The organism is Micromonospora reichwaldensis (assembly GCF_031845925.1).
In the GTDB taxonomy this organism is placed as follows: Bacteria; Actinomycetota; Actinomycetes; order Mycobacteriales; family Micromonosporaceae; genus Micromonospora; species Micromonospora reichwaldensis.
On the sequence record NZ_JAVRFL010000004.1, the window covers coordinates 251,216 to 273,133 of the forward strand.

A 21,918-nucleotide genomic window follows, 5' to 3' on the forward strand; every position below is an offset into this window, starting at 1 on the left:
GGCGGCACCGTCGCGTCAGTAGTTGGTGCCGCCGGTGTCGGCCTGGGAGATCGCGAAGACGATGATCGCCACGTAGAAGAGGACCACCAGCAGGTAGAGGCCGGTGACGATCCAGCCGACGATGATGCCGGCCTTCGCCATGCCCTCGCCGCCCTCACCGGTCTCCCGGATCTGCTTCTGCGCGACGTGGCCGAGGATCGCGCCGATCGGCGCGGTGATGCAGGAGCCGATGCCGACCAGGGCGAGCACCAGTGCGGCGATGGCGAGGCCGTTGGTCCTCAACGAAGGGGCGTAGCCGTAGTTCGGGTAGGGCGGCGGGTAGGCGGCGGGCCCGGGCTGCCCGGCGCCGTGCTTCATCCCGGCGTACGGGTCGCCGCCCGCGTACGGGTCCGGGGCGTACGGGTCGGGGCCGGTGGGCTGGGTGGGAACGGGTTGACCGCTCACCGGGAGGGCGGGGTCGGCGGGTGGGCTCGACTGCTGGCCCGACCACGCCGGGTCGTTCCAGCCGCCGGAGGGCGGGGGATATGTCATTCGTCTGCTCCGTAGGGTGCGGGGTGCGCCCGTCAGGGTAGTCAGGCCTGCCCAGACCCCGAGGTGTCACCACCGGGTGTGCCGCGTTGCCCGGGCCGGAGGAAGCGGGCAGGATCCTGGCATGGTGATTGACGCGCGAGCCGCGGACCGCTCCGGCAGCCGACCGAGACGGGACGCGAGCCGCCCCGGCGTGGCCCGGCGCACCCGCGCCGCCGCCCAGCCGGGCACCGCCGGCATCGACGAGCCCGCGCCGCTGCCGGACCCGGTGACCCTGCGCCTCGACGGGAAGGTCGCCCTGGTCACCGGGGCGGGCAGCCCGGACGGCATCGGGTACGCGACGGCCCGCCGGCTGGCCGACCTCGGCGCCCGGGTGGCCATCGTCTCCACCACCCGACGCATCCACGACCGGGCCGGCGAGCTGGGCGTGACCGGCTTCGTCGCCGACCTCACCGACGAGTCGGAGGTGGGCGCGCTCGCCGACGCGGTCGCCGAGCAGCTCGGGGACGTCGAGGTGCTGGTCAACAACGCCGGCCTGGCCAGCCGGGCCAGCCCCGAGGTGCTGCGGCCGGTCGCCCAGCTCAGCTACGACGAGTGGCGCGGCGAGATCGACCGCAACCTCACCACCGCGTTCCTGTGCAGCCGGGCCTTCATCGGCGGCATGGCTGAGCGGGGCTGGGGCCGGATCGTCAACCTGTCGGCCACCGCCGGGCCGGTCAACGCCCTGCCCACCGAGGCGGCCTACGCGGCGGCCAAGGCGGGCGTGGTCGGGCTGACCCGGGCGCTGGCGATGGAGATGATCGCCGACGGGGTGACGGTCAACGCCGTCGCACCGGGCACCATCCACACCGCGGCCTCCACCGTGGCGGAGATCCGGCAGGGCCTCGGTACCCCGGTCGGCCGCCCCGGCACGCCGGACGAGGTGGCCGCGGCGATCGTCTTCCTCTGCTCGCCGGCCGCCTCGTACATCACCGGGCAGATGCTGGTGGTGGACGGCGGCAACAGCGTCCGTGAGGCCGAGTTCCGCTGATCCGCGGGGCTCAGTAGTTGGGGCCGTTGTTGCCGGCGAGGGCGATCAGCGCGATCCAGCCGCAGCAGGCCAGCACGCCGAGCCCGGTGATGACGTAGCTGAGGATGAGGCCCCACGTGGCGAGCTGGTCGCCCTCCTCGCCCGTCGTGCGGATCTGCCGCTTGGCCAGGTGCCCGAGGACGATGCCGATCGGGGAGAAGACGAACGCGAAGACCAGCGAGAGGATGGCGAGCACGTTCGTCCCGCCGGCCCGGGGACCGGACGGCGGGCCGTACTGCCCGTAGGGCGTCTGCGGGGTGTACGGGGGCTGGTGCCCCCACTGCTGCCCGTGCGGCGGTTCGCCGGGCTGCTCGTAGCTGGGCTGCCCGTACGCGGGGTGCTGGTGGGCCGGCGGCTCGTAGGACGGCGGTTCGTGGGACGGCTGCTCGTGGGACGGCGGTCCGTACGACGGTGGGGGCTCGTAGCTCGACGGGTCGTGCCCCGGCGGGGGCTCCCAGGGTGACGGCGACCGGTCCGGATCGGGCGGCCCCGACGACGGTGGCTGGCTCACGGTCTCCTCCTGCCGGTGGCGGATCGCGTCCCCTCTTGCCGGACGCTACCCGCAGCGGTGAACCTTTTCACAGCGGTTGTGTGGACTGGTCACCTTGGCCTCGACCGCCGTGCGGCCAATACTGACGGAGCGTTCAGTTACCCATGAGTAAGGCGCCGACCCCCGGAGGCTGAGATGGCCCGACTCGCCCAGACGCCCGGCCTGACCGATGTGCAGCGGTCGATCCTGGAGACCGTCCGGGAGTTCGCCGACAAGGAGATCATCCCGCACGCGCAGCGGCTGGAGCACGCCGACGAGTACCCGAGCGACATCCTCGACGGGATGCGCGAGATGGGCCTCTTCGGTCTCACCATCGACGAGGAGTACGGCGGGCTCGGCGAGTCCCTGCTCACCTACGCGCTGGTGGTCGAGGAGCTGTCGCGGGGCTGGATGTCGATCTCCGGCATCGTCAACACCCACTTCATCGTCGCGTACCTGATCTCCCAGCACGGCTCCGCCGAGCAGAAGGCCCGGCTGCTGCCGAAGATGGCGACCGGCGAGGTGCGCGGCGCCTTCTCGATGTCGGAGCCGGAGTGCGGCTCCGACGTCTCCGCGATCAAGTCGAAGGCCGTCCGCGACGGCGACCGTTACGTCATCAACGGCCAGAAGATGTGGCTGACCAACGGGGCGTACTCCTCCGTGGTGGCGACCCTGGTCAAGACCGACACCGGCGCCGACTCCGTCTACGGCAACATGAGCACCTTCCTGCTGGAGAAGGAGCCCGGCTTCGGCGAGACCGCGCCCGGCCTGACCATCCCCGGCAAGATCGACAAGATGGGCTACAAGGGCGTCGAGACCACCGAGATGGTGCTCGACGGCGTGACCGTCCCCGAGTCCGCCGTCCTCGGCGGCGCGGAGAAGGTCGGCCGCGGCTTCTACCAGATGATGGACGGCATCGAGGTCGGCCGGGTCAACGTGGCCGCCCGCGCCTGCGGCATCTCCATCCGCGCCTTCGAACTCGCCGTCGCGTACGCCCAGCAGCGCCACACCTTCGGCCAGCCGCTCGCGAAGCACCAGGCCGTCGCCTTCAAGCTCGCCGAGATGGGCACAAAGATCGAGGCGGCCCACGCGCTCATGGTCAACGCCGCCCGGCTCAAGGACGCCGGCCAGCGCAACGACGTCGAGGCCGGCATGGCCAAGCTGCTCGCCTCGGAGTACTGCGCCGAGGTCGTCCAGGAGGCGTTCCGCATCCACGGCGGCTACGGCTACTCCAAGGAGTACGAGATCGAGCGCCTGATGCGCGAAGCTCCGTTCCTGCTCATCGGCGAGGGCACCTCGGAGATCCAGAAGACGATCATCTCCCGCGGCCTCCTCAAGCAGTACAAGCTCTGATGTAAGGAAGGGCACCTTCCTAACGCCTCAGGTAGAGGAAGGTGCCCTTCCTAACACGTCGGGTCGGCACCGGCAGCGGGCTCCGGTGCGGTGACCGGCCCCGCCGCCAGCACCTGCGGTCGTTCCCGGTACGCCTCGATCGCGGCCGCCAGGCGCTGCTCCGGCACCGCCACGTCCCGGCCGCCGACCACCGGCGCCGGCTCCAGCGACCGCCACACCCTCGGCCGCAGCCGCACCCCGGAGAGCCGGCCGTCCTCCCGGTGCAGGCTCACCCGGTCGATGTTGGACCAGTCGTACCACCGGCGGCCGTGCCGGATCCCGCTCGCCGTCAGCGCCAACCGGCCGGTGAACCGCACGCCGGAATAGGCGACGACGCCGCCCGCCGCCGCCACCGCGACCAGGAGCGCCAGCCGTACGACCCGGGCCCACTGCGGGTCGGCGGGCAGCGCCATCGTCACCACCAGCGTCACCGCCGTCGCCCAGGCCAGGGCGGTGACAAGGTCGATCCAGCCGGCCAGGGACCGCCGAGCGACCAGACCGGGCTCCGTGCCGTCCAGGCCGGCCACCCGTTCCCGCCAGACCAGCCGGGCGTCCTGCCGCGGACACCATCGCCGCAGCAGCGCGGTCACACCGACGAAGAGCCAGAAGACACAGACATCGGGATCGAACCGGGGAACCCGGAACAGCGCGGCGGCCACCGGCACCGCCAGCATCGCGGCCACCGTCGCGGCCAGCAGCCGGCGGGACCAGAGCCCGTCGTCGCGCTTCGGCAGCCGGCCGGACAGGCGGACAGGCATGGCCGCAGGGTACGAGCCGTCGACAACGTGCGGGCCTGACCCACCGCCCAGCCGACTCGTGCAACCGCCACGGCGCGGGACTGGCCGCCGTGCCGGGACTCCCCGAACCCGGTCAGCCCAGCCGTGTCAGGCCGGCGGCGGCGCGCTCGACGATCAGGCAGCGGTCCTCGACGTAGTCGACGCCCGCCTCCGTGGCGATCCGCCGCGCCTCGGCCGAGACGATGCCGAGCTGCAACCAGACCGCCGGAGCGCCGATCGCCACCGCCTCGCGTACCACGTCGACCGCGTCATGCGCCGGCCGGAACACGTCGACAAGATCGACCGGGTGCGGGATGTCGGCAAGCGACCGGTAGACCCGCTCGCCGAAGAGTTCGTCGGCCGTCGGGTTGACCGGGATGATCCGCCACCCGTACCGCTGCATCTGCAACGGCACGCTGTGCGCGGCCTTGCGCGGGTCGCGGGACGCGCCCACGACGGCGATCACGGCGGAGTCGGCGAGGATCTGCTGAGCGGAGCGCACCCGCCGACTCTAACCCCGTCGCTCAGCCGCCGCCCGCGAGCACGTGACGCAGCCGGGCGTGCTCCTGCGGTCTCTACAGGAGAGTGAGCTGCTCGGCGGGCGGAGGCGCGGGCGCCGGTCCGGTGCGGCGGTGGTCATCGCCGCGCTCGCCCCGGGGCAGCCCGTGCCGGCGTGCCGCGATGCGCACCCGCGCCGTCAGTTCCCGCTGGTAGGACTGCGGGGCGTACGCGCCGGAGCGGTAGAGCTCGCGGTAGCGGGGAACCAGGTGCGGGAACTCGCGGCCCAGCCACCGCGCGTACCACTCCCGGGCACCCGGGCGCAGGTGCAGCGCCAGCGGCGTCGCGCTGGTCGCCCCGGCGGCGGCGATGGCCGCCACGGTCGCGTCGATCGACTCGTCGTCGTCGCTGAGCCCGGGCAGGATCGGCGCCATCAGCACGCCGACGTCGAAGCCGGCGTCGGCCAGCGCCCGTACGGCGTCGAGCCGCCGCCTCGGGCTGGGAGTGCCCGGTTCCACCGCCCGCCAGAGCCGCTCGTCGACGAAGCCCACCGAGTACGACACGCCGACCCGGGTGACCTCGGCGGCCTGGCGCAGCAGCGGCAGGTCACGCAGGATCAGCGTGCCCTTGGTGAGGATCGAGAACGGGTTCGCGAAGTCGCGCAGCGCCGCGATGATCTGCGGCATGAGCTGGTAGCGCCCCTCGGCCCGCTGGTAGCAGTCGACGTTGGTGCCCATCGCGACGTGCGCGCCCCGCCAGCGCGGCGCGGCCAGCTCCCGCCGGACCAGCTCGCCGGCGTTGACCTTGACGATGATCTTCCGGTCGAAGTCGTCCCCGGCATCGAGGTCGAGGTAGGTGTGCGTGTTCCGCGCAAAGCAGTATTTGCATGCATGACTGCATCCGCGATAGGGGTTGATCGTCCACTCGAACGGGACCCGGGACGTGCCCGGCACCTTGTTGATGATCGACTTGGCCTGCACCTCGTAGAACGTCATGCCGGCGAAGCCCGGCGTGTCGAAGGTGCGGGCGACCGCTCCGGGCAGCGCCAGCGGCAGGGGTGGTGTCGCCGGCGCTACCCGGTCGGGGACTCCCTCGTCTGGGGGAGCGGCGAGGTTGTCCCAGCGCATGGCCCTCATTCGAACACGCGTACGAGCGGAGCGCAAGCGACCCGCCGTGTTCCCGCCCACCTCGCGGCACCGTGTGCGCCTGGCGGGTGGAGGATGGAGGGCATGGAGAGGTCGACGTTCGTCTACGACGGGGACTGCGCGTTCTGCACCCGGTGCGCCGAGTTCATCGACCGGCGCATTCCGACGGGCGTGCGGGTGGTGCCGTGGCAGTTCGCCGACCTCGACGCGCTGGGCCTGAGCGAGGCCGAGTGCGAGGAAGCGGTGCAGTGGGTGGGCGCCGACGGCTCCCGCGCGGCCGGTCCGGACGCCATCGCCAGGCTGCTCCGCGACAGCGGTCCGCTCTGGCGGGTCGCGGGCGCCGGCCTCGCCTTTCCGCCGGTACGCGCTGCCGCCTGGCCCGCGTACCGCTGGGTGGCCCGCAACCGGCACCGGCTCCCCGGCGGCACGGCCGCCTGCGCGCTGCCGCAGGAGGCGCGGGAGCGTCTCTACGGACCGTCCGGTCGCCCGGCCGCGGACGCCTGACCCGCGAGTGCCGGCGCGGCGCCCGCGGGCGCTGCGGTGTCCCGTCCCCGGCGGGCGAGCAGCCGGCGCGTCCAGACGACCGGCCGGACCCGTTCCAGCGGCAGGAAGCTGGTCATCGCGGCCAGGTGCGGGGCGAACGAGATCGTGATGGTCGCGACGGTGACCAGGTGGAACGAGTAGAAGAAGCCCACCGTGGCCAGCCGCCAGCGCCCCCTGAGCAGGAACACCACCGGGCTGAGCAGCTCGAACGCGACGATGCCGAACTGGGCGACGATCAGCAGGTACGGCACCGAGGCGATCAGGTCGGCCAGCTCGGTGCCGCGCCGCAGGATCGCCCGGGCCAGCACCGAGCCGGTCAGCCAGTCCAGCCCGCCGAAACGCAGCTTGGCCCAGGCGGCCAGGAAGTACGTGCAGATGACGGCGATCTGGGTGACCCGTAGCGCCCAGCCGCCCGCCTCGGTGCGGGTGGTGTCGCCGTGCCGGGCCCGGCCGGCGGTGGGCAGCACGGCCAGCGCGACGAGCAGGCCGAACCGGTCGTGGTCGACCTTGCCGTAGCTCATCGCGACGATCATCCACTCGAAGTAGAGCGCGAAGACCGCCCAGCCGAGCAGGCGTGGTGCCCGGCCGGTCGCGGCGAGCAGGGCGAGCAGCAGCAGGGCCCAGAAGACGACGGTGACCAGCGTCTGGGTCGGCGTCGGCAGGGGCAGCACCCGGCCGACCAGCAGCGGCTGGTAGAGCTCGCCGGGCACCGCCACCCGGGTGCGTACCCAGGGCGTGAAGACGACCAGGTCGGCGGCGATGAAGAGGTAGATCAGGGTGCGGAAGGCGGCCACCCGGCCGCGGGGCACCGCTTCGGTCAACCAGCGGCTCATCGGTCCGCCTGCCAGGCGACCACGGTCTCGTCGGTCCAGCGGCCGGTGGGTCGCCCGTCGCGGATGCCGTGCCAGCGGACGACGATGCGGACCTCGACCAGCTCCGCCGCGTCCGGGTGGCGCTCGGCGTACGCGTCGGCGACCTCGGCGAGCCGCGCGGGGTCGGCGGCGTAGCGGCTCTGCTGGCCCTCGATCTCGGCCCGGCGGATGCCGGTGGCCCGCTCGCCCAGGTCGACGACCGCTCCGCTGCTGTCCACGCCCTCGACGCGGGTGTCCGGCGCGGGGGAGTTCGGCGGGTTGGACGTGGAGTACATCCGGAACGGGCCGAACGGGAAGTGGTCGTCGGTGCCCCAGACGGTGCCGGCCGCCAGGACGGCCAGGCCGAGGGCGGTGGCGGCGAGCCGGGCGGCGCGACCGCGGGTGGTCAAGGTTTCCATCGGGTCGTGACGATACGGGATGTACCGCCCGCCTCGGCTCCCTCCGACGGCCACTTCCCGCTGGCCGGCGGGCCAGGGGTGCCGTGTTCCGGGCGCAGGGCGGAGACGTGTCCACGGGCGCAGGGCGGAGATGCGGGTGCCGGCCGTTGCCCGTCACCCGGCGGGTGGACGACGACGGCCGGGCCCGTCGGGGCCCGGCCGTCGTGGAGCGCTGCGCCTCAGTGGCTGTGTCCGGCCAGCTTCTCGCGGACGTCGTCCATGTCGAGGGCCTGGACCTGCTCGATCAGGTTCTCCAGGGCGGACTCGGGGAGGGCGCCGGGCTGGGCGAAGACGATGACGCCGTCGCGGATCGCCATGATGGTCGGGATCGAGCGGACGTCGAACTTGGCGGCCAGCTCCTGCTGCGCCTCGGTGTCGACCTTGCCGAACACGATCTCGGAGTGCTTGTCGGAGGAGCGCTCGTAGACCGGGGCGAACCGCTTGCACGGGCCGCACCAGTCGGCCCAGAAGTCGACCAGCACGATGCCGTCGCTGCCGGTCACCTCGTCGAAGTTTGCCGTGGTCAGCTCTACGGTTGCCATGAAAGTCTCCGATCGGCGCGGAATAGCTACGTCTGGTGGAACCAGGGCGTACCTCGTGGAATTCCCGGCCCGCCTCCGCCGAAACGTGCTCGTCACGGCGTTGCGGAGGTCACGTTCACATCGATGACGATGGTTCCTGCTCGCCGTTGCGTTGCGCAAGTGCACGACGCATTTGCGTGACCGGTCGTGATGGGAGCGTTTCCAGGGAGATCGACACGATTGACCGGAACGAATGAGCAATCAGGCGGTTGACAAGCGGCAATCCGGCGTGCGGAGATCGCCGAGGTTCGGTCGGGCGAACACGCACAGTAGTGTTACGAAAAGGTAAATGTGACCTCCGTCTCTGTTCGGTTCGCCTTCCCGTACGGCAGAATCTTCCGCATCAGAGCGTGGGCGGCGGGTGCCGGGGAGGGCCCCGCCGCTCATTGCGTCTCCCCCCGGTTGTGGCGGTGTGACATTTCCGCACGCCACGCGCCCCGCGCCTCGCCTTAACACTCCATAAGGCATGCTGTGCCGAACTCCATCGCCGCCCGTCGAAGGGGACAAGGATGCAGTTCGGCCGCTACTACGAGGAGTTCGAGGTCGGCGCGGTCTACCGGCACTGGCCCGGCAAGACGGTCACCGAGTACGACGACCACCTCTTCTGCCTGCTCACCATGAACCACCACCCGCTGCACATGGACGCGCACTACGCCGAGACGGCGAGCCAGTTCAAGCGCAACGTGGTGGTCGGCAACTACATCTACTCCCTGCTGCTGGGCATGTCGGTGCCCGACGTCAGCGGCAAGGCCATCGCGAACCTCGAGGTGGAGTCCCTGCGGCACGTGGCGCCCACCTTCCACGGCGACACGATCTACGGCGAGACCACCGTGCTGGACAAGCGCGAGTCGTCCTCCAAGCCCGACCGGGGCGTGGTCTCCGTGGAGACCCGGGGCTACAACCAGGACGGCACGATGGTGTGCGTCTTCCGCCGCCGGGTGATGGTCCCGAAGAAGGAGTACGCGACGGCGGCGGTGCCCGAGGGCGTCGACCCGGAACGGCCCAGCTTCCCCGAGCCGCGCTGACCGACGGGCCCCTTCTCATCCGGGTTCCGGGTGGTAGGGGCCCTTTTTCCGATCCGGGGCATATGCTGGCGCCGGAGGTCCCCATGAGCCACTCCGTCGCCGGAGAGCCGTCCTCTGCCGGCCGCCGTGCCGCACCGCTGACCACCGCCGTCTACTCCGCCGCCGAGTGGGACCTGCTGACCAGCCTGCCCGGCCGCGTGATCGTGGCCGCCGCCGCGCCCGGCCCCGGACGGCCCCACCCGGGAGTCGCCGCCGGGCTCGCCGGCCTGGACGCGGTCGCGGCCGGCCGGGCCTTCGACAGCGATCTCGTACGCGCGGTGGTCGCCGCCATCTACGCCCGGCACGACGGGGCGGGCGATCCCGTCGAGCGCCTCACCGACGTGGTGGACCTGCTCGCCGCCTGCCGCGCCGCGACCCGGGTGCTGCGGCGGCGGGCCGATCCCGCCGACTCGGCCGCGTACCGGCAGTGGGTGCAGTCGGTGGCGGCCCGGGTGTGCAGGGCGGCGACGGCCGGTGCCCCGGGGCTGCCGCCGGCCCCCGCCGACCGTCGCTTCCTCGACCGGCTCGGCGGCGCGTTGGGGCTGCGCTGAACCGCTCCGGTCGCTCCGTCCCGCCCTGGCCGGCCCGGCGCCCGCCCGGTCGGTGCCGTCCGCGTCGGCCCGGTCCACTGCCGCGCCGGGGTCGAGGCCCGGGGCGGGGTCCGTGGGCCGTACCCTGCGTGACCGTGACCGTGACCGTGACCGGAGACCAGCTCGACGTCGGCGTGGGACCGTGGCCCGGGGACCCGCCGGACGACCCGCGGTACGACCCCGAGCTGCTCGCCGAGGGCGACCGGCGCAACGTCGTCGACCGGTACCGCTACTGGCGGCGCGAGGCCGTGGTGGCCGACCTGGACCGGCGGCGGCACGACTTCCACGTCGCGATCGAGAACTGGCAGCACGACTTCAACATCGGCACGGTCGTCCGCAACGCCAACGCCTTCCTCGCCGCCGAGGTGCACGTCGTCGGCCGCCGGCGGTGGAACCGGCGCGGTGCCATGGTGACCGACCGCTACCAGCACGTCCGGCACCACGAGACCATCGAGGAGTTCGTCGCGTGGGCGGCCGGACGGGAGCTGCCGGTCGTCGGCATCGACAACCTGCCCGGCTCCCGGCCGCTGGAGACCACCACCCTGCCCCGGCGCTGCGTCCTGCTGTTCGGGCAGGAGGGCCCGGGCCTGTCGGATCCGGCGCGTGCCGCCTGCGACCAGCTCTTCTCGATCGCACAGTACGGCTCCACCCGGTCGATCAACGCCGGCGTGGCCAGCGGCATCGCCATGCACGCCTGGATCCGTACGCACGCCGGGCCGCCGCCGGGCTGACCGCCGCCACTCCCCGGGCTGCCTGGCGTCGCTCCCCGGGCTGCCTGGCGTCGCCCCCGGATATCTGCCGCCGCTCGCCGCCACTCGCCGGCCTCGGGCTCGTCGGGGGACCTGAGCCGCCCCGCCCCCGGGAGGAGTCGGCGGCACCGAAACCGGCGCTCCGCTTGACGGGGCGGCGTGTGGGGGTGACGGTGGGATGGTGAGTGTCGCGGTGAGTTGCCCGAAATGTGGTGGACCGGTGCGGGCGCCGGACCTGATGCACACCGAGTCGCGCTGCCTGGACTGCGGGCCGGTTTCCCCGCTGCACGTGCCCGAGCACATCGGGACCGAGATCGTGGCCAGCGTGGTGGAGCGGATCGCCGCCGCCGCCGATCCGCCGACCCGGCCGAGGACGCCACTGTGGTGCCCGTGGCCGCTGCCGACGGGCTGGACCATGACCGGTGTGGCGTACGCCGGCGACGACCGCACCGGGGTGCGCGCCACGGCGGTCGCCTGCGCCGGGCCGGAGCCGCTCGGCGGTGGCCCCGCGGACCTGGTCTTCGTCGCCGAGGAGCCGGGCGTCGGCCTGGGCACCCGGTTCGCGGGCCTGGCCGGCCCGGATCCGGGCCCGGAACTCGCGCAGGCGTTGACCGATCCCGGGCCGGGGCATCCGGAGCATGTCGGGCAGGCCAGGATCAAGGTGGCCGGCCATCCGACTCCACTGTGGCTCGTGAACTCGCCGACGGATCGAAGCGCGTACGCCGGCGAGGCTCGGGGATTGTGGCTCCATGCGATAGCCTGGCCGGCGAGTGCGGGTCACCTCCTCGCGGAAGAAGTCGTGCTGCACGACCTGACCGAGTGGACACCGCCCGAGCTCGTGTACGGCGCACCGTCTCCGTATCTGCACGGGAAGGCTTGACGGGCCCCTAGGGCTTGACAGGCATCCCGGAATGTCGGAGAACGGACGCAGATATTCACTGTACGACACCACACTGATACTCTGGGTGCCGCTGCGGTAATGGGACCCGGCGCCGCGCGAGAGGATGGCCCGCCATGGTCAAGAAGGTCCTCACCTGGGCCGGAATCGCATTCTTGATCTTCTTCGTCGCATACCGGCCAAATTCTGCGGCGGACGTGTTCAAGTCACTGGGCGGCGGGATCATGGACATCGCCCAGGGGTTCGGCGACTTCTTCACCAGCCTCGTCGCCTAGCCGCCGATGGGAAACCCCTCCGGTCCACCCTTCGATCCCGACGATCCCGATCGGGAGCGCCGGGAGCGGGACACGGAGCCGATCCCCCGGATCGGCCCCGACGACGGGCCGGGCTACGGCACCGGTCCGGGTCTCTCCGACGGTCCCTCCCTCTCGGACGACGCCGGCTTCGGCGACGGCCCGGCGTACGCCGGGGAGGGGCGGTCCGGTCGGGCCTGGGTCCGTGACCCGGAGGCCGGCTACCAGCCACCGCAGATCTCCGAGGACGAGCTGGCCGGTCTGCGGGCCGACGCCGCCGGCATGGCGCCCCGCCGGGTGCTGCCGTTGGAGGACGAGCCCAGCTCGCTGGTGGCGCGCTACCTCTTCCCGACCGAGCGCTACCGGGGCGAGTGGAAGCGGCACTGGATCCACCTCTCCACCCCGCTGCTGGTCGGCATCGCCGCGACCTTCGTGCTGGGCTACCTCTCCGGCTTCCTCGCCGGGCAGGACGTGGGCGCGCTCACCACGATCGCGGTGCTGCTCTGGTTCGCCGTGATGGGGTGGGTCGCCTGGAAGGTGGCCGACTGGTGGTACGACCGCTTCATCCTGACGAACAAGCGGGTGATGGTGGTCAACGGCATCATCACCCGGCGGGTCGCGATGATGCCGCTGGTCCGGGTCACCGACATGAAGTACGAGCAGAGCCCGACCGGCAGGGCGCTCAACTACGGCACCTTCGTGCTGGAGTCCGCCGGTCAGGAGCAGGCGCTGCGTGAGATCAAGAACCTGCCCAACCCGAACGAGCTCTACCTGCGAGTCGTCGAGGAGATGTACGAGCCGCAGGCGGTCGAGGCGCGGCTGGGCAAGGAGGCCGACGAGGCCAAGGCCGACGACGGGGCGTGAAACTTTTCGTCCGAACATCGGAGGAACTGCGCACCGTTCGCCGTCGACCCGACCACCCCGGGCATGGCAACCTGCCAGGACAACGGGGCGCGGAGGTGGCCGATGGTGAGCAGGGATCCCCTGGAGGAGGAGTTCCGCGACTTCGTCGCGGCCCGCTCCGGCGCCCTGCTGCGCACCGCCTACCTGCTCAGCGGGGACTGGGCCACCGCCGAGGACCTGTTGCAGACCGCGTTGACCAAGACGTACCTGGCCTGGAAGCGGCTCGGCGGGATCGAGGCGATCGAGCCGTACGCGCGCCGCGTCATGATCAATACTTCGACCAGCTGGTGGCGGCGGCGCTGGCACGGTGAACGCCCCACCGACGTGCTGCCGGAGCGGGCCGGGATCGACGAGATCGAGCAGCAGCTCGACCGGGACCTGCTCTGGCGCCACCTGAGCGCGTTGCCCAGCCGGCAGCGGGCGGTGCTCGTGCTGCGCTTCTACGAGGACATGTCCGAGGCGCAGACCGCCGCGCTGCTCGGCATCTCGCCGGGCACGGTCAAGAGCCAGACGTCGCGCGCCCTGGGCACCCTGCGTCGCCGGATGGGGGCCGAGGCCGTCCTCGACCTGCCGGCCGGGGCCGACCCGACCCCGGGCCTGCCCCGGGCCGACGGCACCGACCGCCCCACCCCCGCCCGCAACGGCGCCGACCGTCCCGCTCCCGCTCAGGGCGGCACCGACCGTCCCGCTCCGGTCCGCGGTGGCGCGTCGGTCCGCCCGTCGACGGCCTACGGGGCGCCGACGATGGTGGTGGGCGAGGACGCGGCGGCCGTGGTCGCGGCGACGAACGCCCCGTCGCCGCTCGTCGCGCCGGCCACGGCGGGCAGGCCGGACGGCACCACCGCCGCCCCCGGCCGGTCGGCAGGCGTCACCGCCCCGGGCCGGCCGGGAGGCGTCACCGCCGCCCCGGGCGGCGCCGCGACCGGACTTCCGGCGCAGACGGCCGCCGTTGCTCCGGCGCCGGACGCCGGGCGTGCCACGTCGGCCGCCGAGTTGACCGAGGAGCCGGCGGGCGATCCGGTGCCCGTCGCCTCGGGGGCGCGGGCCGGGGCCGGGACGGCGTCGCGTACCGCCCGTGACGAGCAGCGCGGCCGGCAGGCCGCCCTCCCGGTCGTACCGGCCGGCTCCGGAGAGCACCGGTGAGCCGTCCCGTCGGTCGTGGTGACAACCGGACCGAAGGCCCGACGCGTCCATTCGCCGTGACCGAGGACGAGCTGGCGCAGGCGCTCCGGGAGACGTTCGCCCATCGGGTGTCCGTCGCGCGCCCGCTCGTCGCCGATCCGGCGGGACTGGCGATCCGGCGGGCCGACCGGTCCCGGCGCCGGCGGACGTTGACCGGGATCGCCCTCGCTGCGGTGGCCACGGTGACGGTCAGCGCCGGAATGGCCCAGCTCGGGCAGCAGCCCGGGCGACCCACCCATCCGACCGTGGTGCTCGGTGACCCGTACGCGTCGCCGCTGCCGGACCCGACCCCGCAGCCGTCGGCCGCCCCCCGGGCCGACCTGGGGCGGGGCGAGGTGGATCTCATCCTCAACGACGTGCTGGTCACCGCCGGCGGGCAGCGGCTCGCCCTGCCCGACGTGGGCACGGCCGCCGAGCGTGCCCAGCGGCTCCCCGACCGGGCCGGCTGGGCGGTGGTGGGCGCGCCGACGGCGGCCGGTCGGTCGCTGTGGATCGTGCTGTCGAACGGCACGGCACACCTGCTCCTGGCCGGGGCGCGGGACATCGTCCTCAGCCCCGACGGGCGGCAGGTCGCCTGGCGGGAGGGGACGGACCTGGTCGTCGCGGGCATCGTCGGCACCCAGGTCGTCGCCGCCGCCCGCACCCCGGCGTCGCCCGACGCGGTGCCGGTCGCCTTCGCCGGGGACACGGTCCTGGTCCGCCTCGCCCCCGACCGGCCCGGTCACGCCCTGTGGCGCCCGGCAGCGGGTCCGCCGCGCGGCGCGGGCGACGCCGCCCTGCACGTCTACGGCACCCGCCCCGACGGGCTGGCGGTCGCGCTGGTGTCCGCCGGCACCCCCCGCCGGCCCTGTGTCGCCCTGCTCGACCCGGCCCGGGACCTCGCACCGGTACGGACCGGATGCGGGCCGACGCTGACCGGCGACGGAGCCGGCGGGGTGTCCGCCGACGGGCGGTGGCTCCTGGTCAACGGGAAGGCGGGCCGGCAGGACCGCGCGCTGCTGGTCGACCTGGACCAGCTCGCCGCCGCACCGGCGACCCGCCCGGCCGGTCCGCCCGTGGCCGGGCCGGTGGCGTGGACGCCGCAGGGGACGGCCCACTACCCCGCTGCGGACGGCGCCCTGGTGCGCGTCGAGGTGAGCCGCGTGCTCGACGGCGAGGTGGCCGTGTCCGTGCCCGTCACCGGCCTGGCCGCCGGAGAACGCGCGGTGCCGGTGGGCGGCGACCACCGTCCCTGACCGCGCCCGCACGCCCGGGGCGGGCCGCCGACCGGTAGCGTCGGGCCGATGAGCGCGGCACCGCGGATCGACCTGCACACCCACTCCACCGCCAGCGACGGCACGCTCAGCCCGGCCGAGCTGGTGCGGGCGGCGGCGGAGTCGGGGCTGGACGTCGTGGCGATCACCGACCACGACACCACGGCCGGCTGGGCGCCGGCCCTGGCGGCGCTGCCGGCCGGGCTCAGCCTGGTCCGGGGCGCGGAGCTCTCCTGCCGGTGGTACGGCGAGGAGCCCGCGCTGCCGCTGCACCTGCTGGCGTACCTCTTCGATCCGGACGCCCCGGAACTCGTCGCGGAACTGGCCCGGGTGCGGGCCGCCCGCGAGGAGCGGGGCGAGCGGATCGTGGCGCTGCTGCGGGCCGACGGGATCGACGTGAGCTGGCCGGAGATCCTGACCGGCGCGGGCGGCGGGACCGTGGGCCGGCCGCACATCGCGCAGGCGCTGATCCGGGCCGGCCTGGTGGCCACGACGACGGAGGCGTTCGGGCCGGACTGGCTGGGCGAGCGCTACCGGCTGCCCAAGGAGGACATCGACGTCTTCCGCGCGGTCCGGCTCGTGCGCGCGGCGGGCGGTGTGCCGGTCTTCGCCCATCCCCGGGCCACCCGGCGGGGGCGGATCGCGCCCGACGAGCTGATCGCCGACCTGGCCGCGATCGGGCTGGCGGGGCTGGAGGTCGACCACGAGGACCACTCCCCGGCCGAGCGGGCGCACGTGCGGGCCCTGGCCGGCGAGCTGGGCCTGCTGGTGACCGGCTCGTCGGACTTCCACGGCACCCACAAGACCGTCCGGCTCGGCGCGTTCACCACCGACCCCGGGGCGTACGAGCGGATCGTCGCCCAGGCGGGCGGAGTGACCGAGGTCGCTTCCGGCTGATCCGCGTTTCCGCCTCCGGCGGCGCGGCTACGTTGATCACGTGGATGCCAAGCTGTTCGGCGAGGTCTTCGTGACCCTGCTGGTGATCGTCGACCCGCCGGGCATGATGCCCATCTTCCTGGCGTTGACCGGTCCGCTGACCGCGCGGGACCGTAACCGCGCCGCCTGGCAGGCCGTCGCCCTGGCGCTGGGCGTGATCGTGATCTTCGCGGTGGCGGGGCAGACGCTGCTCGACTACCTGCACGTGGACCTGCCGGCGTTGCAGGCGGCCGGCGGGCTGCTGCTCATCCTGGTGGCGCTGGAGCTGCTCACCGGCAAGGCCGACGACCCGAGCCAGCAGGCCACCTCGAACATCGCCCTGGTGCCGCTGGGTACGCCGCTGCTGGCCGGTCCCGGCGCCATCGTGGCCACCATGCTCTTCGTCCAGCAGGCCGACGGCGGGGCGGACGTCACGGCCATCGCCGCCGCGATCGTGGCCGTGATGGTCACCGTCTGGATCGTGCTGCGGTTCTCCGGCGGGATCGTCAAGATCCTGCGACCCGGCGGGATCGAGGTGCTGACCCGGATCGCCGGCCTGCTGCTGGCCGCGATCGCGGTGCAGCTCATCGCGGACGCGGTGGCGGCGTTCGTGACCCAGTACGCCAACATGACCTGACCGGCGGCCGGTTCTGTCGGGGGTGGATGGCAGGATCGCGGTGTGCGACGAGCCTCTTCAGCCGGACGGTCCTCCACCAGCGGCGGCCGCGCGCCCCGGCCGCGCGGCGACCAGCCCGAGCAGCTCGGCTTCGAGGGCATGCCGGAGCGGCTCTTCGTCTGCACCCCGAGCAAGCTCGGCGCCTATGCCGACTGCCCCCGGCGCTACCGCTACTCCTACGTCGACCGTCCGGCCCCGCAGAAGGGCCCCCCGTGGGCGCACAACTCCCTTGGCGCGAGCGTGCACACCGCCCTGAAGAACTGGTACGCGCTGAGCCCCGAGCGGCGTCGGCCGGAGGCGCTCGCCGCGTTGCTCAAGGGCACCTGGGTGCGCGAGGGCTACCGCGACGACGAGCAGGAGCGGGCCGCCTACCGGCGGGCCCTGGGCTGGCTGGAGTCCTACGTCGAGACCCTGGAGCCCGGGGCCGACCCGCTCGGCGTGGAGCGGGTGGTGGCGGTCAAGACCGCGGTGCTCGCCTTCAACGGCCGGGCCGACCGGATCGACTCCCGCCCCGGGCCCGACGGTCCGGAGCTGGTGATCGTCGACTACAAGACGGGCCGCACGGGGCTGGACGCCGACGACGCGCGCGGCTCGCAGGCGCTGGCGCTCTACGCGTACGCCGCCGAGCGGGTGTTCCGCCGGCCATGCCGCCGGGTGGAGCTGCACCACCTGCCGACCGGCACGGTGGCCGCGCACGAGCACACCGTGGAGTCGCTGGCCCGGCAGCTCACCCGGGCGGAGGAGACCGCCCGCGACATCATGGCCGCCGAGCGGGCGGTCGCCGACGGGCAGGACCCCGACGAGGCGTTCCCGACCACGCCGGGCCCGCGCTGCGGCTGGTGCGACTACCGGCGCACCTGCCCCGTGGGGGCGCAGGCGCCGGGCAAGGAGCCGTGGGCGGCCGTCGAGCGCGCCGCCGACCCGGTGGTCGCGCCGGCGACCGACCCGGTGCCCGGCAAGGACTGACCACCCCCGCAGGCACGGTCACCCTGCCGGCGAGACGTGCCGGCCCGGGTCGCACAGGGCGCCCACCGGGCAGCCGGTCCGGCCGTGGGTCAGGCCGGCGTGCCGGCGAGCCGGGCGGCGCGTTCCTTGGCGGCCTGCTGCAACGGTCCCTCCCGCCATCGCCGGGGCAGCGTAGCGAGGGTCAGCCGCAGCGCCCGGACGCTCAGGTCGGCGGAGAGCGCGGTCGTGGGCAGGCCCAGCCCGCCGTACATCCGCCGGGCCCAGGCCGGCAGCAGCGCGAGCGCCGTGCCGGCGATGCCGAAGTACGCCCATCGGGGCGGCCCGAGGTTGAGCCCGATCCGGGCGGGCAGGCTGAGCTTCCACGGGATCGGCGGCGCGGTGAGGAAGAGTGCCGTCTCGGCCGCCTCGCGGGTCATCCGCAGCTCCGGACGGATCCGCCGGTAGTAGTCGGCCACCTCGGCGGCGGTGCCCGGCACCGTCGCCGGGTCCAGGCCGACCAGGGCGGCGGAGCGCCGCTGCTCGGTGTAGTAGCCGTCGATCTCGTCGGCGGTCAGCGGCAGCCCGGCCCGGCGGGCCGTGTCGAGGAACGATTCGACCTCGGTGACGTGCACCCAGCGCAGCAGCTCGGGATCGTCGACCCGGAACTCCTCCCCGGTGAACAGGTCGGTGGCCCGCAGGCGGGCGTGCCGGCGGCGTACCCGGAGCCCGGCGGCCTCCGCCTCGGCGGTGGTGCCGTAGATGGTGGTGCCCACGTAGGTGGCGGTACGCACCAGGCGGCCCCAGGCGTCGGAGCGGTAGTTGCTGTTCTGGGCGACCCCGGCCATGGCCCGGGGATGCAACGACTGGAGGTAGAGCGAACGCAGGCCGGCGACGATCAGGATCGGCTCCTCGTGCACCTTCCACGTGACCGAACCCGGACCGAAGAGGCCGAGGTCATCGGAGTCCACCGACCAAGGGTGCCACGCGGTGCCGCCGCGCGCCGCGTGGAGGGCGGTCGGCCGTCAGTCGTCGGCGGAGCGGCGGGCCTGGCAGGTGGGGCAGAGGCCCCAGAACGTCACTTCCGCCTCGTCGACCTCGAACCCGTGGGCGATGTCCGGGTCCAGGCAGGGCGCGCTGCCGACCGCGCAGTCGATGTCGGCGATCTCGCCGCAGCCCCGGCAGACGACGTGGTGGTGGTTGTCCCCGGCACGGGCCTCGTAGCGGGCGGGGCTGCCGGCCGGCTCGATGCGGCGGGACAGCCCGGCGCGCGACAGCGCGCCCAGCACGTCGTAGACCGCCTGGGTGGAGACCGAGTCGATGCGCTGGCGCACCTGGCGGGTGATCTCGTCGACCTCGAGGTGGCCGCCGGCGGCCAGCACGTCGAGCACGGCGAGACGCGGCCGGGTGACCCGCAGGCCCCTCGACCGGAGCAGTTCCTCGCCACCGGGCATGTGCCAATGACAGCACGCGGGTCGGGGACCGACAACCGGCCTCCGGCGCAGGGTGGCGCCGGCCACAACCCGGTCGCCCCGAGCCGGCCGCCGCGTCGGCGGGCTCCCCGCCGGGAACGGTGAACCGGACCGGCTCCGGGCGCGTGTTCCCGATCGAGATTGACTGGGCGGGCCGACCGGCGCACCGTACGCTGGCCCCGCGACCGCGTACGCCGGAGGTGTGGATGTTCAAGGAGATCCTGGGTCTGCCGGCCCACGTGCTGGTGGTGCACGCGGTCGTCGTGCTCGTGCCGCTGCTGGCCCTGCTCTCCGCCGCGTACGTGGCGTTGCCCCGGTTCCGGGCGCGGCTGGACTGGGCGGTGGCGATCCTCGCCGTGGTGGCGCCCGTGTCGGCCTTCGTCGCGGTCGAGTCGGGGGAGGAGCTGACCGACGCGTTCCTCGCCCGGGGCATGCAGGGCCCGATCGTGGAGCAGATCTTCACGCACTCCCGCTACGGCGACATCCTGTTCCGCTGGGTGCTGCCGCTGGCCGTGGCGTCGCTGCTGCTGCTGTTCGTGACGAGCGGGCACCGGCGGGTGCCGAAGCTGCCGTCCTGGGTGACCCCGGTGCTGTCGGTCGCGGTGGTGGCGTTCGGCGTCGTCAGCCTCGTCTACGTCTACCTGACCGGGCACTCCGGGGCCGAGGCGGTCTGGGGCAACACCCTCTGACCTCCGGCGGGCCGACGGGCGGCGCGGGCCGCGACCGGCCCGAGGTCAGAACACGAGCCGGGTGCAGAGCACGCAGACGAGGAGCACCAGCACCACGGCGGCCACCGTGCCCACGCCGTACGTGAGTCGTTGCGCCCGCTGCTCCGCCGCGTCGAGTTCCGCCATGTCCTGCGCCGGCAGTCGCCGGGGCGGTGGCGGTCGTAGGTGCACCGGCGGGCGCCACCCGGCCGGTGGCGGGGTGGTCGCGGGCGGGCCCGCGTAGCCGCTCCCACGCGCCGGCGGTGGCGTGGCCGGCCCCGGCGGCGCACCCGTGGGCCGTTCGGGCGAGGCGTCGGGCCGCCGCCAGTAGTCGTCCGGGGCGCCGCCGGAGGTGGGGGTCGTCACGCCGTCCGACGCTACCAACGCCCCGGCCCGGCGGCCGGCCGGACGCGGCGGCCGGGCGTTCGTCGGCGCTCCCGCCGGTGGTGGCTGCGCTAGTCTTGCCGCTCGTGAGCATCACCGAGGATCCGGGCACGCCAGCGGTACGCGGCGACGACGACCGCGCCGTCGACCTCAGCGACGACTTCGTGGTGCTGCCCGAGCAGACCGCCGACGACACCGACCGGGGCTGGGGCGAGCGCTCGGGCGGCAACGACGACTGGCTGCTCGCGGAGCGCCCCCCGCACTGGGACTGAGCGGTCCACCGCCGCCCGGGCGGGCCGGCCCCCGGGCCGGAGCGGCGTGGGTCAGGAGAGGCTGGCGCTGCTGGCGGCCGGGGACTTGCCCCCGCCGCCGGTGGAGCCGCCCGAGCCCGACGACGGGGACGACCCCGACGACGAGGACGAGGAACCGGCGGACGAGCCCGACGACGAGGAACCGCCGGACGAGCCGGAGTCACCGCCGGAGGACGAGTCGGACTTCGCCGGCTTGGCGGCGGCGCCGCTCTTCGCGCTGTCCGAGCCGGACGAGCGCGAGTCCGTGCGGTAGAAGCCCGATCCCTTGAACACGATGCCGACGGAGTTGAAGACCTTCCGCAGCCGTCCCTCACACGCCGGGCACTCGGTCAGCGGTGCGTCGGAGAACGACTGCACCGCCTCGAGCTGGTGGCCGCACGCGGTGCAGGCGTACTGGTACGTGGGCACGTTCTCCTCCGGATCTGGCACGGCCGTTCTGGCACTCGACGGATTCGAGTGCCAATGGTGCGTCATCGCCCCCGGATTCGTCCAGCGGAAGTGTGGGGCGCGACACCCGCCACGCCCCCCGGGGCGGCGTCCAGCGTACGCAGGCCGTCGGCGGGCGTGACGACCGCGCGTACCGGGCGGTCGTGCGGCTCGGCGGGAAGCGCCTCCACCAGCTCGCCGTCGTGCAGCGGGACCACGGTCAGGGCGGTCGCCGGCACCCGGGCCAGCGCCCGGTCGTACGAGCCGCCGCCCCGGCCCAGCCGCAGCCCCCGGCGGTCCACCGCCAGCGCGGGCAGCACCACCAGTTGCGCCCCGGCGACCGCCGCCCGGCCCAGCCGTGGCCCGGCCGGCTCGCGCATGCCCCGCCCGGCGGCCACCAGCCCGGGCGGCCCGCTCCAGGCCGCCCAGTCCAGGTCGAGGTCGTCGCGGAGCACCGGCAGCAGCAGCTCCCCGCCCGGCGGCAGCGCCGCGTGCAGCACCGCCGGCAGGTCGGGCCCGCCCGGCTCGGAGCCGACCGGCACGTACGCCGTCATCCGCAGCGGGCGCAGCCGGCGTACGAGAGCCACCAGCACGGCCTGCACGCGCCCGGCGGCGTCGGCCCGCCGCGGCGCGCTCAGCGCCCGGCGGCGGGCGAGCACGGCGGAACGCACATCCCGCTTCGCCTCTTGCGCTCCATCAGAAAAATCGGGCACGCAACACTCCTGACGCAACGTTTGTCGCCTGGTGGCTCTGTGTCAGCATCGCAAGCAACGGCGGCGGAAC

The 21,918-nt window shown here is 73.9% G+C and carries 29 protein-coding genes and 1 pseudogene; 17 read left to right on the forward strand and 13 right to left on the reverse strand.

Annotated elements, in window-relative coordinates:
* Positions 1–15: 15 nt before the first annotated feature.
* Positions 16–531, reverse strand: coding sequence for a DUF4190 domain-containing protein (locus RM555_RS04975; RefSeq protein ID WP_311410654.1), 516 nt, complete (start codon positions 529–531; stop codon positions 16–18).
* A 121-nt stretch (positions 532–652) separates the two neighbouring features.
* Here RM555_RS04975 and RM555_RS04980 point away from each other — a divergent pair, with 121 nt between their 5' ends.
* Positions 653–1,558: an SDR family NAD(P)-dependent oxidoreductase gene (locus RM555_RS04980; protein WP_311410655.1), complete on the forward strand. Its 906-nt coding sequence runs from the start codon at positions 653–655 to the stop codon at positions 1,556–1,558.
* 10 nt (positions 1,559–1,568) lie between these two features.
* Here the strand turns inward: RM555_RS04980 and RM555_RS04985 are convergent, their stop codons facing one another.
* Entirely contained in the window at positions 1,569–2,108 is a 540-nt protein-coding gene (locus RM555_RS04985) for a DUF4190 domain-containing protein (RefSeq protein WP_311410656.1), read from the reverse strand.
* 174 nt (positions 2,109–2,282) lie between these two features.
* Between RM555_RS04985 and RM555_RS04990 the strand changes: the two genes are divergently transcribed.
* Complete coding sequence (locus RM555_RS04990; RefSeq protein ID WP_311410657.1) at positions 2,283–3,479, forward strand: acyl-CoA dehydrogenase family protein; 1,197 nt, start codon at positions 2,283–2,285, stop codon at positions 3,477–3,479.
* Positions 3,480–3,529: 50 nt separating this feature from the next.
* Here RM555_RS04990 and RM555_RS04995 read toward each other — a convergent pair whose 3' ends face one another.
* The 3 genes from RM555_RS04995 to RM555_RS05005 form a co-directional block, all read right to left on the reverse strand.
* Positions 3,530–4,276 carry a hypothetical protein gene (locus tag RM555_RS04995; protein ID WP_311410658.1) on the reverse strand — a complete coding sequence of 249 codons (747 nt, stop codon included), beginning with the start codon at positions 4,274–4,276 and terminating at the stop codon, positions 3,530–3,532.
* A 112-nt stretch (positions 4,277–4,388) separates the two neighbouring features.
* The gene (locus tag RM555_RS05000; protein ID WP_311410659.1) at positions 4,389–4,796 is read right to left on the reverse strand and encodes a CoA-binding protein; all 408 of its coding nucleotides are present in this window, start codon (positions 4,794–4,796) and stop codon (positions 4,389–4,391) included.
* A 73-nt stretch (positions 4,797–4,869) separates the two neighbouring features.
* The gene (locus RM555_RS05005) at positions 4,870–5,919 is read right to left on the reverse strand and encodes an Rv2578c family radical SAM protein (protein ID WP_311410660.1); all 1,050 of its coding nucleotides are present in this window, start codon (positions 5,917–5,919) and stop codon (positions 4,870–4,872) included.
* 102 nt (positions 5,920–6,021) lie between these two features.
* On the opposite strand from RM555_RS05005, the gene RM555_RS05010 reads away from it, so the two are divergent.
* Positions 6,022–6,441 (forward strand): thiol-disulfide oxidoreductase DCC family protein, encoded by a 420-nt coding sequence (locus tag RM555_RS05010; protein WP_311410661.1) that lies wholly within the window; start codon positions 6,022–6,024, stop codon positions 6,439–6,441.
* On the opposite strand, the gene RM555_RS05015 is transcribed toward RM555_RS05010, so the two are convergent.
* The 3 genes from RM555_RS05015 to trxA all read right to left on the reverse strand — a co-directional run bounded on the left by RM555_RS05015 (position 6,405) and on the right by trxA (position 8,331).
* On the reverse strand, positions 6,405–7,313 hold the full coding sequence (locus RM555_RS05015; RefSeq protein WP_311410662.1) for an HTTM domain-containing protein: 909 nt from the start codon (positions 7,311–7,313) through the stop codon (positions 6,405–6,407). The genes RM555_RS05010 and RM555_RS05015 overlap by 37 nt on opposite strands.
* Entirely contained in the window at positions 7,310–7,750 is a 441-nt protein-coding gene (locus RM555_RS05020) for a hypothetical protein (RefSeq protein ID WP_311410663.1), read from the reverse strand. Before RM555_RS05020 ends, RM555_RS05015 begins: the two co-directional genes overlap by 4 nt.
* Before the next feature lie 218 nt (positions 7,751–7,968).
* Positions 7,969–8,331 carry a thioredoxin gene (trxA, locus tag RM555_RS05025; protein WP_151454943.1) on the reverse strand — a complete coding sequence of 121 codons (363 nt, stop codon included), beginning with the start codon at positions 8,329–8,331 and terminating at the stop codon, positions 7,969–7,971.
* A 548-nt stretch (positions 8,332–8,879) separates the two neighbouring features.
* Here trxA and RM555_RS05030 point away from each other — a divergent pair.
* The 11 genes from RM555_RS05030 (at position 8,880) to RM555_RS05080 (ending at position 17,859) form a co-directional block, all read left to right on the forward strand.
* Complete coding sequence (locus RM555_RS05030; protein WP_132231598.1) at positions 8,880–9,395, forward strand: MaoC family dehydratase; 516 nt, start codon at positions 8,880–8,882, stop codon at positions 9,393–9,395.
* 62 nt (positions 9,396–9,457) lie between these two features.
* A complete protein-coding gene (locus tag RM555_RS05035; protein ID WP_192581417.1) occupies positions 9,458–9,985 on the forward strand; it encodes a hypothetical protein in 528 nt (175 codons plus the stop codon).
* A 146-nt stretch (positions 9,986–10,131) separates the two neighbouring features.
* Positions 10,132–10,755, forward strand: a complete 624-nt coding sequence (locus RM555_RS05040) for a TrmH family RNA methyltransferase (protein WP_311410700.1) — start codon at positions 10,132–10,134, stop codon at positions 10,753–10,755.
* A gap of 196 nt (positions 10,756–10,951) precedes the next feature.
* On the forward strand, positions 10,952–11,653 hold the full coding sequence (locus tag RM555_RS05045; protein WP_311410664.1) for a DUF6758 family protein: 702 nt from the start codon (positions 10,952–10,954) through the stop codon (positions 11,651–11,653).
* A 134-nt stretch (positions 11,654–11,787) separates the two neighbouring features.
* The gene (locus RM555_RS05050) at positions 11,788–11,946 is read left to right on the forward strand and encodes a hypothetical protein (protein WP_007455302.1); all 159 of its coding nucleotides are present in this window, start codon (positions 11,788–11,790) and stop codon (positions 11,944–11,946) included.
* A gap of 6 nt (positions 11,947–11,952) precedes the next feature.
* Complete coding sequence (locus RM555_RS05055; RefSeq protein WP_132231592.1) at positions 11,953–12,828, forward strand: PH domain-containing protein; 876 nt, start codon at positions 11,953–11,955, stop codon at positions 12,826–12,828.
* Between the two features lie 102 nt (positions 12,829–12,930).
* Complete coding sequence (locus tag RM555_RS05060; protein WP_311410665.1) at positions 12,931–14,010, forward strand: SigE family RNA polymerase sigma factor; 1,080 nt, start codon at positions 12,931–12,933, stop codon at positions 14,008–14,010.
* 56 nt (positions 14,011–14,066) lie between these two features.
* Positions 14,067–15,284: a hypothetical protein gene (locus RM555_RS05065; RefSeq protein ID WP_311410666.1), complete on the forward strand. Its 1,218-nt coding sequence runs from the start codon at positions 14,067–14,069 to the stop codon at positions 15,282–15,284.
* Positions 15,285–15,332: 48 nt separating this feature from the next.
* Complete coding sequence (locus tag RM555_RS05070; RefSeq protein ID WP_311410667.1) at positions 15,333–16,199, forward strand: PHP domain-containing protein; 867 nt, start codon at positions 15,333–15,335, stop codon at positions 16,197–16,199.
* Positions 16,200–16,239: 40 nt separating this feature from the next.
* Complete coding sequence (locus RM555_RS05075) at positions 16,240–16,854, forward strand: MarC family protein (RefSeq protein ID WP_151456757.1); 615 nt, start codon at positions 16,240–16,242, stop codon at positions 16,852–16,854.
* 138 nt (positions 16,855–16,992) lie between these two features.
* Complete coding sequence (locus RM555_RS05080) at positions 16,993–17,859, forward strand: RecB family exonuclease (RefSeq protein WP_396888692.1); 867 nt, start codon at positions 16,993–16,995, stop codon at positions 17,857–17,859.
* Between the two features lie 89 nt (positions 17,860–17,948).
* Here RM555_RS05080 and RM555_RS05085 read toward each other — a convergent pair whose 3' ends face one another.
* Positions 17,949–18,806 carry an oxygenase MpaB family protein gene (locus tag RM555_RS05085; RefSeq protein WP_311410669.1) on the reverse strand — a complete coding sequence of 286 codons (858 nt, stop codon included), beginning with the start codon at positions 18,804–18,806 and terminating at the stop codon, positions 17,949–17,951.
* Between the two features lie 54 nt (positions 18,807–18,860).
* Positions 18,861–19,289 (reverse strand): Fur family transcriptional regulator, encoded by a 429-nt coding sequence (locus tag RM555_RS05090; RefSeq protein WP_311410670.1) that lies wholly within the window; start codon positions 19,287–19,289, stop codon positions 18,861–18,863.
* A 224-nt stretch (positions 19,290–19,513) separates the two neighbouring features.
* Between RM555_RS05090 and RM555_RS05095 the strand changes: the two genes are divergently transcribed.
* The gene (locus tag RM555_RS05095) at positions 19,514–19,996 is read left to right on the forward strand and encodes a DUF2231 domain-containing protein (RefSeq protein WP_311410671.1); all 483 of its coding nucleotides are present in this window, start codon (positions 19,514–19,516) and stop codon (positions 19,994–19,996) included.
* Positions 19,997–20,041: 45 nt separating this feature from the next.
* Here RM555_RS05095 and RM555_RS05100 read toward each other — a convergent pair whose 3' ends face one another.
* Entirely contained in the window at positions 20,042–20,380 is a 339-nt protein-coding gene (locus RM555_RS05100; RefSeq protein WP_311410672.1) for a hypothetical protein, read from the reverse strand.
* 95 nt (positions 20,381–20,475) lie between these two features.
* On the opposite strand from RM555_RS05100, the gene RM555_RS05105 reads away from it, so the two are divergent.
* On the forward strand, positions 20,476–20,670 hold the full coding sequence (locus RM555_RS05105; protein ID WP_311410673.1) for a hypothetical protein: 195 nt from the start codon (positions 20,476–20,478) through the stop codon (positions 20,668–20,670).
* Positions 20,671–20,716: 46 nt separating this feature from the next.
* Positions 20,717–20,962 carry a hypothetical protein gene (locus RM555_RS05110; protein ID WP_311410702.1) on the forward strand — a complete coding sequence of 82 codons (246 nt, stop codon included), beginning with the start codon at positions 20,717–20,719 and terminating at the stop codon, positions 20,960–20,962.
* Between the two features lie 62 nt (positions 20,963–21,024).
* Here the strand turns inward: RM555_RS05110 and RM555_RS05115 are convergent.
* Together RM555_RS05115 and RM555_RS05120 are read right to left on the reverse strand one after the other, a co-directional pair.
* Positions 21,025–21,183 (reverse strand): annotated as a pseudogene (locus tag RM555_RS05115) (FmdB family zinc ribbon protein); the annotation flags it as partial.
* Positions 21,180–21,848, reverse strand: a complete 669-nt coding sequence (locus RM555_RS05120; protein WP_311410674.1) for a 5-formyltetrahydrofolate cyclo-ligase — start codon at positions 21,846–21,848, stop codon at positions 21,180–21,182. The pseudogene RM555_RS05115 and the gene RM555_RS05120, both read right to left, overlap by 4 nt.
* Positions 21,849–21,918: the final 70 nt, after the last annotated feature.